The sequence below is a fragment of the Nonomuraea sp. NPDC050153 genome (assembly GCF_044460125.1).
In the GTDB taxonomy this organism is placed as follows: Bacteria; Actinomycetota; Actinomycetes; order Streptosporangiales; family Streptosporangiaceae; genus Nonomuraea.
Window position 1 is genome coordinate 93,871 of sequence record NZ_JBITJQ010000024.1, and the last position, 14,854, is coordinate 108,724.

Here is a 14,854-nt window from a genome sequence, read left to right on the forward strand (position 1 = left end):
GCTGTCGCGGCGTACGATGCACGGCCGGAGGGGTCGGTGAGCCTGCGTCTGCTGGGCACCTTCGAGGTGTCGGCATGCGCTGATACGGGCGGTGCACGGTGGGGCGAGCTCCCGCACAGCGCTCGGCGGCTGGTCGCCTTTCTCGGCCTGCACGGCACCGCGACGCGTGACTTCGCCGCAGGCAGCCTGTGGCCCGACTCCACCGAGGCCCACGCGCAGGCCGACCTCCGCACCACGCTCTGGCGGGTCGGCAGGGCCTGCCCGGGGCTGATCGTCACGCGCGGGCCGGCCGTGCGGCTCGACTCGCGGGTCTCGGTCGACGTCGACGAGCTGCAGGCGCTGAGCAGGCGGCTGCACGTGCGGCGACCGGCGCAGGCCGAGGACGAGGGCGCCTGGGTGCCGCCGCGCGGCGTGCTGCTGCCCGGCTGGTACGACGAGTGGGTGGTCACCGTCCGCGAGCGCGTCCGCCAACTCCAGCTGCACACCCTGGAGGCCATGGCCGAGCACCAGCTCGCCCGCGGCGCCTACGGCCGGGCGCTGGACCTCGCGCTGGGCGCCGTCGAGTACGAGCCGCTGCGCGAGAGCTCCCAGCGCCTGGTCGTGCGCATCCACCTGGCCGAGGGCAACCTGGTCGAGGCGGTCCGCGCCGTGCGGGCGTTCACGGAGCTGCTGTGGCGGGAGATCAAGGTCCGGCCGAGCCCCGAGTTCATGCGCCTGGTGGAGCTCCCGGCGCCGATCTGACCCCCTTCCCCGGTACGCGGCCGTACCGGGGAAGGGGGGAAGGGTTCAGGCGACCAGCTGCTTGTCGGCCTCCCGCTGGATCCGGTCCTTGTCGGCGATGATCACCGCGTCGGGGGTCGCGTCGGGAAGTTCGTCCTCCAGATAGCGGACCGGCCGGTAGCGGAAGGCCGCCAGGCCGATCAGCACGGTCACCGCGCCCGCCACGATGGTGAGCAGGGCGATCCCCCGGCCGTGCGCGGAGCCGGCGATGGGGTTGAAGACCTGCTCCACCAGCGGCCCGGCCAGCAGGAACCCGACCGGCACCAGCGCCCAGCTGAGCATCAGGTTGGTCGCGATGACCCGGCCCTGCAGGTCGAGCCCGACCTTCTGCTGCACGATGGAGAACCAGTGCGCGTTCAGGAGCGCGGTGAGCAGCCCGACGAGGAAGAGCCCGATCGCGGGCAGCGCCGGGTGGGGCGCGATCCCGATGACGGCGAAGGCGACCCCCAGCGCCATGAAGGAGCCGAGGATGCCGTTGGTGCGCCGTGCCAGGCCGCCGGTCACCGTCATGATCAGGCTGCCCAGCAGGAGCCCGATGCCGGTCATCGAGAGCGCCACGCCCAGGCCGCGGGTGTCGGTGAGGCTGTGCAGCAGCGGCGTGGCCAGGACCTCGACCATGGCGAACGGGAAGTTCAGGAACGCGGTGAACAGGATGATCGCCAGCAGCCCGTGCCGGCGGCCTGCCCCAGCTGGGTCAGGCCGTTGGCCCGGCCTGCTGAGCGGTTCACCCTGGAGCCGACCGGCGAAGAGCGGCGAAGCGCGAGGATCGCCCGCGGTGAGCTCCGTGACCAGCGGTTCCAGCAACCCTCAGGGGCGACTGACGTGATCTTCGACCGGGTCGCCGAACGGGTGAGTGCGGTGCTGCCGCCGGCCGGCTCGTCGGAGCCCGCCGTGAAGTAGCCGACCAATACGCCCATGGTCGAACGCCTTATCGATCAGGCCGGCATGAGATCGGCTCAGGGTGCCGGTGGGAGGGCTGCGGCGATGCAGCCGAGGACGCGCTGGAGCCCGTACCGGAACTGGTCGGCGCGGCTCAGGTGCGGCTGGCGCGCCTCCATCACGATCTTGGTGAAGATCGGGTACTCCCCGCTTTTCACCAGCTGGTCGATGTACGGGTAGCTCCGCGCCATCCACTCCGACTCGCTGAGCCCGCTGCGGCGGAACTCCTCGGCCGAGCTGATCTCCTCGCGGACGGTGCCCTCGATGTAGCTGTTCAGCAGGGTCATCAGGCCGAGGTTCTCGTCGATGGGGACGAAGGCGTCGAGCACTCCCATCAGCCGTTCGATCAAGAGCAACTGGTTGGGGCCGAAGCTGGGGAGTGACCGCTGCACGGTGGCGATCCACGGGTGCCTCAGCCACATGGCCCGCAGTTCGTCGGCGTAGCGGGCCAGGTCGGCGCGCCAGTCGCCCGAGGGCATGCCCGTGACGTCGATCTCGCCCATCAGCCGGTCGGCCATGAGCTCGACCAGGTTGTCGCGGCTCGGGACGTACCGGTAGAGGGACATCGCGCCGGCGCCGATCTCGGCGGCGATCCGCCGCATGGTGGCGGCCTCCAGGCCCTCGGCGTCGGCGATCCGGATCGCTGCCTCTGTGATCTGGGCGCGGCTGTAGACCGGCCTCGGCCCGCGGGCGGGGCGTTCGGGCCGCATCCAGATGTTCACGTACTCGGCGTCGGCCACCGTCTCCTCCTCCCCAGTTGCGTACATAGTACCCAGTAATCTAACCTGACCCGAAACCGCGTACAACGTACCCAGTGGAGGGAACATGGCGGATCCGATCGTGGTCGCCGAGGGGCTGCACAAGTCCTTCGGCGACACCCATGCACTGCGCGGCCTGGACTTGAGCGTCCCGGCGGGGACGGTCTGCGGCGTATTAGGGCCGAACGGCGCCGGGAAGACGACCGCGGTGCGCATCCTGGCGACCCTGTCCGATCCCGATGCCGGGCACGCCCGCATCGCCGGATACGACGTCGTCCGCGAGGCCGGCAAGGTGCGCGAGCAGATCGGGCTCGCGGGCCAGTACGCCGCCGTGGACGAGAAGCTCACCGGCCGGGGCAACCTGCGCATGTTCGGGCGCCTCTACCACCTGCCCCGCCGCCAGGCGCACCGGCGCGCCGACGAGCTGCTGGAGCGCTTCGGCCTGATGGACGCGGCCGACCGACCGGTTCTCGGCTACTCCGGCGGCATGCGCCGCCGACTCGACCTGATCACCTGCCTCATCCTGCGCCCCAAGGTGCTCTTCCTGGACGAGCCCACCACCGGCCTGGACCCGCGCAGCCGCGGCGAAATCTGGGACAGCGTCCGCGAGCTGGTGGCCGATGGCACCACGGTGCTGCTCACCACGCAGTATCTGGACGAGGCCGACCAGCTGGCAGACGACATCGCCGTCATCGACCACGGGCAGGTGGTCGCCGCCGGCACGCCCGACGAGCTGAAGGCCACGATCGGGGACCGCCTCGACGTCGTCCTCGAAGACCCCGCCGCGCTGCCGGCGGCGATGACCGTCCTGAACACCCTCGCCGGCACCGATCCCACGCCGACGGGCGCCGACGGGCTCAGCGCCGTCCTGCCCGCCGGCGGCCTCCGGCTCGCCGACATCGTGCGCGAGCTCGACCACGCAGGAGTCGCCGCGGCCGACGTGCGGCTGCGCCGTCCCACCCTCGACGAGGTGTTCCTGCGCCTCACCGACCGCAAGGAGCCCGTCCGATGACCACCCTCACCTCACCGCTGCGCAGCCTGGGCTGGACGTTCACCGACGGGCTGACCCTGGTCGGCCGCGAGCTGGGACGGCTGCGGCAGGAACCTGGGCAGATCGTCGCCGCGCTGCTCTTCCCGGCCGTCATGGTGGTGCTGTTCGGGTACGTCTTCGGCAGCGCGATCCAGGTGCCGGGCGGCGGCGACTACCGCGAGTACCTCATGCCCGGCCTGTTCGCGATGGTGACCTTCTCCGCGTGGTTGGGGGTCATGACGCGGATGGCCGCCGACTCCTCCCGCGGCGTGATGGACCGGTTCCGCTCCATGCCGATGGCGCGCTTGGCGGTGCCGTTCGGGCAGACCGGCGCCGACCTGCTGACCGGCCTGCTGATGCTGGCCATCATGGTGGGCGCGGGCCTGCTGGTGGGCTGGCAGCCGCACCGCGGCCTGATCCCCACGGCCCAGGCGTTCCTGTTGATGATCGTGCTGCGGTACGCGTTGAGCTGGGTGGGCGTCTATCTGGGCCTGGCGGTGAAGAACGACCAGGCCGCCGACGCGATGGTGCCGCTGGGCCTGCCGTTCACGATGCTGTCGAACGCGTTCGTCCCGACCGGCGGGATGCCGGGCTGGCTGCGCTTCCTGGCCGACTGGAACCCGGTCAGCGCGCTCACCGCCGCCTCACGGGAGTTGTTCGGCAACCCGGGCGCCCCGTCCGGCGACGTGTCCTGGCCGCTCGCGCATCCGGTGGCCGCCGTCCTGCTCTGGTCGGCCGCGCTGCTGCTGGTGTTCGTGCCGCTGTCGATCCGCGCCTACCAGCGCAGGGGACGGTGACGGCCCGGGCCGGCGGGCCGGACCACCGGCCGCCGCCGATCAGCGACGACGACCGCGACACGGGCGTGCGGCGCGTTCAGGAGGCGTACGCCGGAGGGCTCATCTCGTACGAGGAGATGGACGCGCGGCTTCAACAGGTGCTCACCGCCAGGATGCACGGCGAGCTCGTAACGGCTCTGGCCCCGCTCCCGGAGGAGGACGCGGACACCACGGCCACGATCACCGCCGTCGGCGGGCGGATCGTGCGGCGCGGCGCCTGGCGGATCCCCCGGGTCCTCAGGGTCGAGTCCGCGCTCGGAAGGGTGCACCTTGACCTGTCCCGGGCGATCATCGAGCATCCGGTGGTCGACATCGAGTTGCGGCTCGGCACCGGCAGGGCCAGGATCACGGTGCCGCGCGACGCGATCGTCGACGTCGAGGGTCTGCGTACCGGGTGGAGGGACCCGATCTACCAGACCCGGCGGAGCTCCCGCCCCGGCGGGCCGAGGATCCGGATCTCCGGCGCCATGGGGATGGGACGGTTGAAGATCCGCCACGCGCGGCGCTGAGGGCCCCTGATAGGCAAACATCGGGTGGACATATACCTTTTGAGCAGCTGAGTAGATCCTCCCTGAGCCCAGGAGAAGATTGCCTCATGTCTGGTCCGCGCCCGTTGGCCGCGAACGACCCCCGGCAGATCGGGGACTATCGACTGATCGGGGTGCTGGGCGTCGGCGGGCAGGGGGTCGTCTATCTGGGACGGGCCCCCTCGGGACGACGGGTGGCCGTCAAGACGCTGCACGCCCAGCCGGCCTCCGACGCCGAGGCCCTGGAACGGTTCCTGCGCGAGAGCGAGATCGCCCGGTCCGTGGCGGCGTTCTGCACGGCGCGGGTCGTCGACGCCGGAGTCGCCGACCGGGCACCCTACCTGGTCAGCGAGTACGTACCGGGCCCGTCCCTGGACGAGCTCGTGACCCGGGAGGGGCCGCGCACCGGCGGCGGGCTGGACCGGTTGGCGATCACCACCCTGGTCGCGCTGGACGCGATCCACCGCGCCGGCATCGTGCACCGGGACTTCAAGCCCAGCAACGTGATCATGGGCCAGGAGGGGCCCGTCGTCATCGATTTCGGCATCGCCCGCGTGCTGGACCACTCCACCACGGGATCCGGCCTGATCGGCACCCCGGCCTACCTGGCGCCCGAACAGCTCAACGGGGAGCCGGCCGGGGCCGCCTCGGACGTGTTCGCCTGGGCCGCGACCATGGTGTACGCCGCCAGCGGGCACCGGGCCTTCGCCGGGACGGTCACCGCGGGCGTCCTCAACGCGATCATGACCCGCGAGCCCGACCTGTCGGGTGTCCCCGACCGCCTGCGGCCCCTCCTGGCGGCCGGCCTGGCCAAGGATCCCGCGGCCCGGCCGAGCGTCACCGACCTGTTCACCGCGCTCACCCACGAGACCCCCCTCCAAGAGACGGGCGCGCCACCGGGAGACGCCGCGCCACTGGGAAACGCCCCGCCACTGGGAAACGCCGCGCCACCGGGAAACGTCCCGCGTCGCCGCCGCCCGGCCCGCCTGGCGAAGGTGCTCGCGGCGGCGGCCGTCGCCCTCATGGTCCCCGTGGCCTTGTGGCTGACGCCCGCCCTGACCAAGATCCTCCCCGGGACCACTGCGACCCCGAAGCCCTCCGCGACGGGCGTGCCGTTCGGCGCCTTGGTCCGCGAGCCCGTCAGCGGCTGGCAGCCGTGGGTGCTGTCGCTGGCGGTGGGACAGCGGGACGGCCGCCCCGTGGTGGCCTCGGGAGGCTACGACGGCACGGTGCTGATCTCGGATCTCGCCACCGGCGCACCCCTCCGCGCGCCGTTCAGGGGGCATCGGGAGGCGGTCTGGTCGGTGGCGACGGGGCAGGTGAACGGCCGCCCGGTCGTCGTCTCCGGCGGTCTCGACGGCACCGTACGCGTCTGGGACCAGGCCACCGGCGAGCCGGTCGGCGAACCCTTCCGCGGCCACCGGGGCTCGGTCGAATCGGTGGCGGTCGGGCACCTGGACGGTCGCCCGGTAGCGGTCTCCGGCGGTCTCGACGGCACGGTGCGGGTCTGGGACCTGGCCACCGGCGAGCCGGTCGGCGAACCTGCCGGCAGCGGCCGCGGCTGGGTGCTGTCCGTGGCGGTGGGCGAGGTGAACGGCCGCCCGGCGGTGGTCTCCGGGGACGTCGACGGCACCGTCCTGATCGCGGACCTGGCCACCGGCACCCCCCTCTCCAGGCTCGCCGACGCTCACCAGGGGCCGGTCGAGTCGGCGACGGTGGCGCGACTCGACGGTCATCCGGTGGCGGTCACCGGCGGCGGGAAGGGCGATCACACGGTACGCGTCTGGGATCTGGCCTCGGGCGCGCAGCTCGGCCGGCCCTTCAGGGGCCACCGGAGCTGGGCGCTCGGCCTGGCCGCCGGGCAGCTGGGCGACGGCCGCCCGATTGTGGTCTCCGGCGGCTACGACGATCAGACCGTACGGGTGTGGGACCTGGCGACCGGCAGGCCGATCGGCGAGCCCTTCAAGGACCACCGGGGCCTGATCGAAGCGGTGGCGATCGGGCAGCTGGACGGCCGCCCGGTGGCGGTCTCCGGGGGGAACGACGGCAAGGTCCGGGTCTGGAGCCTGGGCTCCCCGTACCCGTCCCCGTGAGAGGACCCGAGGGGAGCCCCGAGCAGGGCCCCCCTCGTTTCAGGGTCTTCTACCAGTCGCCGGCGTAGAGCTGGCCGCGGACGGCGCCGCCGGGGAATTTGGCGTTGTGCAGGTTGGCGTACCAGTTCTTGGGGTTCTTCCAGATGCGGCGGGCCGTGGCGGCGTCGGTGGTGGAGCTGCCGGCCAGGCCGTTGACGCTGGGGGGCAGGCCCTTCTTGGCTTCGAAGAAGGGCACGACGACGGGGCCGTTGGCGCCCTTGGGGGCGCGGTGGACGTGGGCGGCGGTGGGGGTGTCGACGTGTTTCCAGGTGGCGGCGAACCAGACGCGGTCGCCTTCGGGCTGGACGAGCCAGGCGGCGCGGCCGTTGTGGTCGCCGACCTTGGTGCCGGGGGCGGGGACCTCCTGCTTGCCGTCGGCGCGGGTGGTCAGGGTGCGGCCGAAGCCGTGGGCGAGGATGCTTTCCAGGGCGACGGGGCGGATGCGGGTGAGCTGGGCGCGGACGGCGCCGCCGCCGAACTCGGTGTTGTGCAGGTTGGCGTACCAGCCCTGCGGATTGTTGAGGATGCGGGCGAGGAGGTTGGTGTCCTTGACCTTGACGGTGCCCTTGATGGCGTGGAGCTGGGGCGGCAGGGCGGTGGTGATGAAGGGGATGACGACATCGCCGTTCTGGCCGCTGGTGCCCTTGTGGATGTGGAAGCCGCTGGGCGCGTTGACGTTGCTCCAGCGGACCGCGTAGTCGACGCGTTGCCCGTGGATGCGGAAGACGGCCAGGGCGGCGCCGTCGTTGTCGCCGACCTTGGTGCCGTCGGCGGGCACCTCGTTCTTGCCGGCGAGGCTGGCGGCCAGGTAGATGGGGGTGCTGGATTGCGCGGCGGCTGGGGGCGCGGGGACGGCGAGCAATGCCGTGGTCATGGCCAGGCCAGGAAGAGCGAGGGTGCGCTTGTTCATGATCGGCCCTTGTTCGTCGGTTGGTGGTTACTCCTGGGAGGTACGGGCCGATACCTGACCTTGGTTCAACCGCGAAGGTGATCTGCTGCCGCCCCGCGCGGCCTTACCAGGTGACGGGCAGCTCGTGCATGCCGTAGACGCTGGCCTCGTCCTTGAATGAAAGCTGCTCGTCGGGCACGGCCAGCCGCAGGCCGGGGATCCGCCGGAACAGGGTGTTGAAGACGATCTCCAGCTCCACGCGGGCGAGGCTCTGGCCCAGGCACTGGTGCGGGCCGTAGCCGAACGCCAGGTGGCTGCGGGCGTCGCGCTCGATGTCGAACGAGTCGGCGTCCTCGAACACCTCCGGGTCGCGGTTGCCGGCGTGGGCCAGCGTGAGCACGCCTTCCCCTGCGGGGATGACCGTGCCGCCGAGCTCCACGTCCTCGGTGGCCACCCGCATGATCGCGAACTCGGCGATGGTGAAGTGCCGCAGCAGCTCCTCGACCGCGCCCGGCGTCTTGGCCGGGTCCTCGCGCAGCGCGGCGAGCTTCTCGGGGTGGCGCAGCATCATGTACGTGCCCAGCGAGATCATGTTCGCCGTGGTCTCGTGCCCGGCGATCAGCAGCAGGAATGCCAGGCTGAGCAGCGCGCTGTGGTCCACCTCGCCGCTCTCGCGCTGCTTGATCACCTGGCGGCCGAGCAGGTCGTCGGTCGGGTCCTCCTCCTTGGCCCTGATCAGCTTGTCCAGGTAGACGACCAGCTCGAAGGCCGCGTGCTGCCGCTCCTGCGCCGTGATGGCGCGGTTGAGCAACTGCGCGGAGTGCGTCTGGAAGAAGTCGTGCTCGTCGTACGGCACGCCGAGCAGCTCGCAGATCACCAGCGAGGGCACCGGCAGGGCCAATGCCGACACCAGGTCGACCGGGCGCGGGCCGTCCAGCATGGCGTCCAGGTGCTCGTCCACGATCTGCTGGATGCGCGGCCGCAGCGCCGCCATGCGCCTGACGGTGAACTCCCCGATCACCGCGCGACGCGCCTGGCCGTGCTCCGGCGGATCCATCTCCAGCATCATCTTGGGCAGCGGCGAGTCGGCGGACGCCATCTCGCCGCTCAGCCTGGGCGCGTTGGGATGGCGGCGGTCGGCGCTGAAACGCGGGTCGCTCAGGACCGTACGGATGTCCTGATAGCGCGCGGCGACCCAGGCGGCCGAACCGCCCGGCAGCATGACCTTGGAGACCGGCTGCTCGCGCAGCAGGCGAAGGTGCTGCTCGGGCGGGGCGTACGGGCAGGTGCGGGTGATCTGGAGCGTCTCAGCGGAGTCAGCGGTCACGGTTGTCCCCAATCAGCGTGCCATTCCCAAACTTCCCTACATCTGTAGGCTAACCTACAGATGTAGGTCACAGTACACTGAGGCGTGGCCCTCACCAGAGACAGAAAGAGCGACCTGAGCGACCCGCGGGTGCGCCGCACCCAGTCAGCCCTGCAACGCACGCTGATCGACCTCGTGCAGGACCGCGACCTGTCCCGGATCAGCGTCGCCGACGTCGCCGAACGCGCCGGGGTGAGCCGTTCCACGTTCTACGACCACTACCGTGACGTGCACGAACTGGCCGAGGCGGCCTGCACCACCATGATCGACGACCTGGTCGAGGCCATCCCGGACCCCGGCGCCGGGGACGTCCCGCACCCGGCTCCCGACACGCTGCTGACCTTCTTCGCCCACCTCGACGAGCACGCCGGCCTCTACCGCAGCGTGCTCGGGCCCCAGGGGAGCGCGCGCGTCATCGACCACGTGCGCCGCCGCGCCACCGTCGCGGCCTACACCGGCGCGCGCCGCGCCGCCACGGGGGGCGACGTCCTGACCGACTACACGGCCGGGACTCCGCATGACGTGCCCGCCGCGTTCACGGCGGGCGCGCTCATCGGCGTCGCCACCGACTGGCTTCAGCACGGCTGCCCGCGCACACCCGCCGAGATGGCCGCCCTGACGCGCCCGCTGCTGATGGCCGTCTATCGCGGAGACGACCCGGCCTAGCCCGGGGCGCTCAGCTCGCGGTGACCGAGAAGCTGTTGGTGACGAAGTCCATCCCGCCGCCGGAGGAGGTGATCTCGTAGCCGAACTGCACGTTGCCCAGCGTCACGTCACCCATCCAGCCGTTGGTGCGCAGCCAGTTGAGCACCGCCCTGATGTCCACGGTGCCGGAGTTGGTGTTGCCGGTCCTGACGAACGAGAAGACCTGGTTCGCGCCGTTGCTGCCCCGGTAGACGTCCCAGCTGTGCCCGCCCACCGTGGCGCTGGTCTGGCGGGAGCCGAGCGGGCCGACGGCGCCGTGCTTGTTCATCCAGAGCATGATCTCGTACGCGTTCGCCGAGTCCCAGATGTCGTACGCCGTCGCGTACGAACCGCCGTTCGGCACCGTGACGTTGAAGCTGCTGGTGGCGCGGGCGAGGGCGCTGATGCGCTTGCCGACGTACCTGGTGGCGTTCGGGTACGACTTCACCCCGCCGGTGTTGGGGTGGTTGGCCCACACGCCCCAGTTGCTGTAGGAGTTCGCCCAGATGGTCTGCGGGCCGGCGCCGCCGCCCCAGATGTTGTTGTAGAGCGTGTAGCCGCCGTTGGACCAGGTGCCCCACTGGTCGCTGGAGGACCAGGTCGCGGCCAGCGCGGGCGGGGCGAAGAGGCCGATGATCATCGCCAGTACGCAAACGGGTACGGCTGAACGCACGATCCTGCGCATTGCTTGGTCCCTTCTGCCTCTGCCCTGTCTTTAGTTTGGTTGTCATCCAAATTAACAACCGAACGAGACACACTTTCCGCTTGTCGACTCGCCGAGTCAACCCGGTGTGAAACTTTCGCCCGACGGCCGCGCGCTACGCCCCGCGGCGGGTCATGGCCGGGCTGAGCTGAGCTCGCGAGGCCGGTCGACGGGGGCGTGGTGGCATATCCGCTCGCCGGGGTGCGAGGCGCTGCCGCCCGAGCAGCGGAGGACCGGCTGGGTGGGGGCCGGGATGGGGCTGAGGGCGGCGGTGAGGAGGAACGTGGCGGTCGTGGTGAGGGCGCCAGTGAGGACGGCGAGGGTGGCTTTCGTACCAGTTTTCATGGTGCTCCCGGTGTTGTCGTCTGCCGGGTTTGATGCTTGGTTGCCCGTGGTTGTTCGGGATGTTGTTGCAGGTCAGAAAAGGTGTCGGGGTTTGTGGGGTTATGCCGGGTGGTCGACCTGGTCGGCGACGCAGGCCAGGTACATGCCGAGCCGGGCCACGTGGTCGTCGCCGCTGTGGCCGGACAGCGCGGCGATCTTGTCGAGGCGGTAGAGCAGCGTGTTGCGGTGGATGTTCAGGGCCGAGGCGGCCTTGACGAGGTTGAACCCGTTCTCGCAGAACGCGATGATCGTCTGCCGCAGGGCGGGCCACTCGGGGCGCTCGCGCAGCTCGGCGGTGAAGACCTCGCCCAGGCGCAGGCGGGCGGTCGAGGGGGCGGCGGCCAGCACCTGGTGCACGCGTAGCTCGTCGATGGCGTGCACCGGCGAGCCGGGGCGGACGCGGGGGCCGAGGCGCAGCGCCGCCGCCGCGTCGGCGAAGGAGGCGTGCAGTTCAGGGACGGAGGAGGCGCTGCCGCCGAGGCCGATCCTGGCCTGCAGCCCGGCGCTCTGCCGGATGCGGTCGGCCAGCCGGTCGGCGAGCGGGCGCGGATCGGCGGGGGCGGAGGTCCGGCGTAGCGCGGCGTAGCGGCCGCCCGCCACGGAGGCGACGAGATCCTGCGGGCCGCAGAAGACCTCCCGGATGACGCGCAGCAGGCCCGGCCGGGAGTCCGTGCCGTCCCCGTGCCCGGGGGCCTCGCTGATCTCGATGAGCACGACCGCGTGCGGCTGGCCCAGGTTGAAGCCGAGCTCCTGCGCCCTGGCCATGAGCTCGCCGGGGTCGGCCACGTCCGGGTCGAACTGCATGATGTCGCGGAGCAGGTCCTCCATGGTCCGTTCGCGCAACATCCGCGAGCGCAGCAGCATCGACTCCTGCAGCAGGATCTCCGTCTGGCGCTTGACGACCAGGCCGAACCGCTTCACCTGGGCGGGGGAGCCGGTGATCCCGACCGTGCCGACCGCGCGGCCGTCGATGACGATCGGCAGGGTGATCCCGGGCCGCACTCCCCGCAGCCTGCGGGCCTGGTCGCCGGAGTGGGCGGCCGGCTCCAGCGTGTGCATGACCTCGACGGACGCCTCGTGGAACGAGCCGAGGCGGCTGCTGTCGCCGCTGCCGATGACCGTGCCGTGCCGGTCGGTGATCAGGACGTTGAAGCCGATGATGTCGCTGGTGTCGCCGGCGATGCCCTGCGCGAGCGCGGGCGTCAGGATCGGCGGCCACGCGTGACCGGACGTCGCCATGAGACCTGCCTTCATGCGAATCGTACGAATTCAACACCACAAAGGTCGACATCTACGTACTTATCATCCAATGACGCCGGAGTTAACCCCCTTTAACGTGGTCCTATTCGAAGAAAGGCCAGGTCGGGGGCGATTCCGGAATGGAGGTCGGGACTATGTGGTGGACAAGGCGCCGGAGGAACGTTCTCGGCGCGGCCCTCGCGCTGGTCGCGCTCGCCCCGCTCACGGCGTGCGGCGACGACGCGGCGGAGCAGACGGTCGCGAACACGTACGGCACCCTCGAACCCGGGGTGCTGAAGGTAGCCGTCCAGCCGTACATGCCGTACACGGCGGTCAGGGGCGAGGACCTGGTCGGCATCGACAGCGAGATCCTCCAGACGGTCGCCAAGAAGCTGGGCCTGCGGCTCGAACCCCAGGTCACCGACTTCAGCGGCATGCTGGGCAACGTGCAGGCCCGCCGGGTGGACATCTCGATCGGCGGCATCGCCTGGTCGAAGGAGCGGCAGGCCCAGGGCCTGTTCACCGACCCGCCGTACTACTCCCCGCCGGCGATGGCGGTCCACGGCGACCAGAGCTACTCGACCGTCAAGGACCTCGCCGGGCTCCCGCTCGGCACGGTCACGGGGTACGTCTGGGTGAAGTCCATCCAGGCCATCCCCGGCGCCAAGCTGCACGCCTACCCGGACGCCAACGGCGTCTTCAACGACCTGTCGGCCGGCCGCATCAAGGTGGGCTTCCTGGACCCGCTGCTCATCATCTACACCCAGCAGAAACGTCCCGACATGAAGTTCAGCACGCGTTACCTCGCCGCTCCCACCGACGCGGAGGTCAAGGAGAACGCGTCGTACGAGTACCTGCGGCCGTACATGACCAGCTTCTACATCCCCAAGCAGGAGCCCGGGCTGGAGCAGGCCGTCTCCAAGGAGATCCGGCAGATGTACGCCAACGGGGAGATGGCCGCCCTGGTGAAGAAGTACGGCGGCGACTCCGCGCAGTTCCTGAAGCCGTCCCCGTGGATGGCCGGGCAGCGCCGCGGCGTCGACCGGCCGGCCGACTGGCAGCCCCCCACCATGTAACGGAGATCCGACGTGTTCGAGGTGCCGTGGTCCGACTACACCGGCGCGCTGCTCCAGGGCCTGCTGCGCACCCTTGAGTATGCCGCGCTCGGCTTCGCCGGAGCCGTCGTCCTGGGGCTGCTCCTCGCGCTGCTGCGCATGAGCCGCCTGCGCCTGGTACGGCTGCCCGCGACGATCTACACCGAAGTGTTTAAGAACATCCCCCTGCTGGCCATCATCTTCGTCACCTACTTCGGCCTGACCTCCATCGGGATCAGGCTCGGGACGATCGAGGCGGGCGCGCTGAGCCTGGTGATCTTCTACGGCGCGTACCTGTCGGAGATCTTCCGCGCCGCCCTGGCCGGCGTGCAGGCCGGCCAGTTGGAGAGCGCCCAGGCGCTGGGCATGAGCCCGACCGGCGCCTTCGCCCACGTGATCCTGCCCCAGGCGCTCCGGCTGGCCCTGCCGGGCACCAGCACGATGCTGGTGGACCTGCTCAAGTCCACGTCGCTGCTCGTGACCATCTCGGCGGCCGAGCTCATGACCCAGGCCCAGCTCATCACCTCCGACACCTTCCGTGCCCTGGAGGTCTACCTCGTCATCGCCGCGATCTACTTCGCGCTGTGCTATCCCCTGTCGCAGGCGCTGCTGTGGCTGGAGCGGCGCATCCAGGCGGGCACGCCGCTGCTGTCCGGCAGGCGCCGCCGCCTGCGCAAGGCCCGCGCCCTGCTGGAAGCCCTGGAGGCGTCATGAACCCGCAACTCGCCCAACCGGCCCTGGAGACCGCGCCGGTCGTGCGGATCAGCGGCCTGCGCAAGGCGTTCGACGGCCGCCCGGTGCTCGACGACGTCAGCTTCGACGTACGCCCCGCCGCGATCGTGAGCATCCTCGGCCAGAGCGGCGGCGGCAAGAGCACGCTGCTGCGCTGCGTGAACCTGCTGGAACGGCCCGACCGGGGAACCATCGAGCTGGCCGGGGAGCCGATCTTCCACGGCGACCGGCCGGTGCGCACCGACCTCGCCGGGCTGCGGCAGCGCGTCGGCATGGTCTTCCAGCGCTTCCACCTGTTCCCCCACCTGACGGCCGTGGAGAACATCGTCCTGGCGCAGATGAAGGCCGCCCGCATCGCCGAGGACGAGGCGGTGGCCACCGCCGTACGGCTGCTGCGCCGCGTCGGCCTGGCGCACCGCGCGCTCGCCTTTCCCGACCAGATGTCCGGCGGCGAGCAGCAGCGGGTCGCCATCGCGCGGGCGCTCGCGCTCCAACCGGCCGTGCTGCTGTTCGACGAGCCCACCTCCGCGCTCGACCCCGAATCCACCGGCGAGGTGCTCCGCGTCATGCGCGCGCTCGCCGACGACGGCATGACCATGATGATCGTCACGCACGAGGTCGCCTTCGCCAGGGAGATCTCCGACGAGGTGGTCTTCCTCGACCGCGGCCGGATCATCGAGCAGGGGCCGCCGCAGGAGGTCATCGACCGCCCGCGGCAGGAGCGCACCAGGGCCTTCCTCAGTTCCTTCGGGCAAAGGTGA

16 protein-coding genes are annotated in these 14,854 nt (G+C 71.0%); 9 read left to right on the plus strand and 7 right to left on the minus strand.

The annotated features are described in order from the left end of the window. The first annotated feature begins 36 nt into the window (after window positions 1–36). On the plus strand, window positions 37–741 hold the full coding sequence (locus ACIBQ1_RS41420) for a BTAD domain-containing putative transcriptional regulator (protein WP_397285810.1): 705 nt from the start codon (window positions 37–39) through the stop codon (window positions 739–741). A gap of 45 nt (window positions 742–786) precedes the next feature. Here ACIBQ1_RS41420 and ACIBQ1_RS41425 read toward each other — a convergent pair whose 3' ends face one another. Together ACIBQ1_RS41425 and ACIBQ1_RS41430 are read right to left on the minus strand one after the other, a co-directional pair. Beyond that, complete coding sequence (locus ACIBQ1_RS41425; protein ID WP_397285812.1) at window positions 787–1,584, minus strand: hypothetical protein; 798 nt, start codon at window positions 1,582–1,584, stop codon at window positions 787–789. 152 nt (window positions 1,585–1,736) lie between these two features. Continuing rightward, entirely contained in the window at window positions 1,737–2,486 is a 750-nt protein-coding gene (locus ACIBQ1_RS41430; protein ID WP_397285814.1) for a TetR/AcrR family transcriptional regulator, read from the minus strand. 58 nt (window positions 2,487–2,544) lie between these two features. Between ACIBQ1_RS41430 and ACIBQ1_RS41435 the strand changes: the two genes are divergently transcribed. The 4 genes from ACIBQ1_RS41435 to ACIBQ1_RS41450 all read left to right on the plus strand — a co-directional run bounded on the left by ACIBQ1_RS41435 (window position 2,545) and on the right by ACIBQ1_RS41450 (window position 6,963). Then, a complete protein-coding gene (locus ACIBQ1_RS41435; protein ID WP_397285816.1) occupies window positions 2,545–3,489 on the plus strand; it encodes an ATP-binding cassette domain-containing protein in 945 nt (314 codons plus the stop codon). Continuing rightward, entirely contained in the window at window positions 3,486–4,304 is an 819-nt protein-coding gene (locus ACIBQ1_RS41440; RefSeq protein WP_397285818.1) for an ABC transporter permease, read from the plus strand. Before ACIBQ1_RS41435 ends, ACIBQ1_RS41440 begins: the two co-directional genes overlap by 4 nt. Next, entirely contained in the window at window positions 4,301–4,852 is a 552-nt protein-coding gene (locus tag ACIBQ1_RS41445) for a DUF1707 domain-containing protein (protein ID WP_397285821.1), read from the plus strand. Before ACIBQ1_RS41440 ends, ACIBQ1_RS41445 begins: the two co-directional genes overlap by 4 nt. An 86-nt stretch (window positions 4,853–4,938) precedes the next feature. Further along, on the plus strand, window positions 4,939–6,963 hold the full coding sequence (locus tag ACIBQ1_RS41450) for a serine/threonine-protein kinase (protein WP_397285823.1): 2,025 nt from the start codon (window positions 4,939–4,941) through the stop codon (window positions 6,961–6,963). A gap of 49 nt (window positions 6,964–7,012) precedes the next feature. Here the strand turns inward: ACIBQ1_RS41450 and ACIBQ1_RS41455 are convergent, their stop codons facing one another. Together ACIBQ1_RS41455 and ACIBQ1_RS41460 are read right to left on the minus strand one after the other, a co-directional pair. Next, a complete protein-coding gene (locus tag ACIBQ1_RS41455) occupies window positions 7,013–7,912 on the minus strand; it encodes a CHRD domain-containing protein (protein ID WP_397285826.1) in 900 nt (299 codons plus the stop codon). 103 nt (window positions 7,913–8,015) lie between these two features. Then, window positions 8,016–9,218, minus strand: a complete 1,203-nt coding sequence (locus ACIBQ1_RS41460) for a cytochrome P450 (protein ID WP_397285828.1) — start codon at window positions 9,216–9,218, stop codon at window positions 8,016–8,018. A gap of 84 nt (window positions 9,219–9,302) precedes the next feature. Here ACIBQ1_RS41460 and ACIBQ1_RS41465 point away from each other — a divergent pair, with 84 nt between their 5' ends. Next, a complete protein-coding gene (locus tag ACIBQ1_RS41465; protein WP_397285830.1) occupies window positions 9,303–9,923 on the plus strand; it encodes a TetR/AcrR family transcriptional regulator in 621 nt (206 codons plus the stop codon). A 10-nt stretch (window positions 9,924–9,933) separates the two neighbouring features. On the opposite strand, the gene ACIBQ1_RS41470 is transcribed toward ACIBQ1_RS41465, so the two are convergent. The 3 genes from ACIBQ1_RS41470 to ACIBQ1_RS41480 all read right to left on the minus strand — a co-directional run bounded on the left by ACIBQ1_RS41470 (window position 9,934) and on the right by ACIBQ1_RS41480 (window position 12,267). Continuing rightward, a complete protein-coding gene (locus ACIBQ1_RS41470; protein ID WP_397285832.1) occupies window positions 9,934–10,626 on the minus strand; it encodes a hypothetical protein in 693 nt (230 codons plus the stop codon). 150 nt (window positions 10,627–10,776) lie between these two features. Continuing rightward, window positions 10,777–10,989, minus strand: a complete 213-nt coding sequence (locus ACIBQ1_RS41475) for a hypothetical protein (protein ID WP_397285834.1) — start codon at window positions 10,987–10,989, stop codon at window positions 10,777–10,779. A 99-nt stretch (window positions 10,990–11,088) separates the two neighbouring features. Next, window positions 11,089–12,267, minus strand: coding sequence for a CdaR family transcriptional regulator (locus ACIBQ1_RS41480; protein WP_397285836.1), 1,179 nt, complete (start codon window positions 12,265–12,267; stop codon window positions 11,089–11,091). Window positions 12,268–12,422: 155 nt separating this feature from the next. Between ACIBQ1_RS41480 and ACIBQ1_RS41485 the strand changes: the two genes are divergently transcribed. The 3 genes from ACIBQ1_RS41485 to ACIBQ1_RS41495 are packed head-to-tail and all read left to right on the plus strand — an operon-like array spanning window position 12,423 to window position 14,854. Further along, complete coding sequence (locus ACIBQ1_RS41485; RefSeq protein ID WP_397285838.1) at window positions 12,423–13,343, plus strand: substrate-binding periplasmic protein; 921 nt, start codon at window positions 12,423–12,425, stop codon at window positions 13,341–13,343. A 12-nt stretch (window positions 13,344–13,355) separates the two neighbouring features. Then, complete coding sequence (locus ACIBQ1_RS41490) at window positions 13,356–14,075, plus strand: amino acid ABC transporter permease (RefSeq protein ID WP_397285840.1); 720 nt, start codon at window positions 13,356–13,358, stop codon at window positions 14,073–14,075. Next, window positions 14,072–14,854, plus strand: a complete 783-nt coding sequence (locus ACIBQ1_RS41495; protein WP_397285842.1) for an amino acid ABC transporter ATP-binding protein — start codon at window positions 14,072–14,074, stop codon at window positions 14,852–14,854. Before ACIBQ1_RS41490 ends, ACIBQ1_RS41495 begins: the two co-directional genes overlap by 4 nt.

Coding starts and splice junctions, on each gene's coding strand:
- ACIBQ1_RS41430 (WP_397285814.1), bottom strand. CDS start 2,486: ATGTACGCAACTGGGGAGGAGGAGACGGTGGCCGACGCCGAGTACGTG.
- ACIBQ1_RS41435 (WP_397285816.1), top strand. CDS start 2,545: ATGGCGGATCCGATCGTGGTCGCCGAGGGGCTGCACAAGTCCTTCGGC.
- ACIBQ1_RS41440 (WP_397285818.1), top strand. CDS start 3,486: ATGACCACCCTCACCTCACCGCTGCGCAGCCTGGGCTGGACGTTCACC.
- ACIBQ1_RS41450 (WP_397285823.1), top strand. CDS start 4,939: ATGTCTGGTCCGCGCCCGTTGGCCGCGAACGACCCCCGGCAGATCGGG.
- ACIBQ1_RS41455 (WP_397285826.1), bottom strand. CDS start 7,912: ATGAACAAGCGCACCCTCGCTCTTCCTGGCCTGGCCATGACCACGGCA.
- ACIBQ1_RS41470 (WP_397285832.1), bottom strand. CDS start 10,626: ATGCGCAGGATCGTGCGTTCAGCCGTACCCGTTTGCGTACTGGCGATG.
- ACIBQ1_RS41475 (WP_397285834.1), bottom strand. CDS start 10,989: ATGAAAACTGGTACGAAAGCCACCCTCGCCGTCCTCACTGGCGCCCTC.
- ACIBQ1_RS41480 (WP_397285836.1), bottom strand. CDS start 12,267: ATGGCGACGTCCGGTCACGCGTGGCCGCCGATCCTGACGCCCGCGCTC.
- ACIBQ1_RS41485 (WP_397285838.1), top strand. CDS start 12,423: ATGTGGTGGACAAGGCGCCGGAGGAACGTTCTCGGCGCGGCCCTCGCG.
- ACIBQ1_RS41495 (WP_397285842.1), top strand. CDS start 14,072: ATGAACCCGCAACTCGCCCAACCGGCCCTGGAGACCGCGCCGGTCGTG.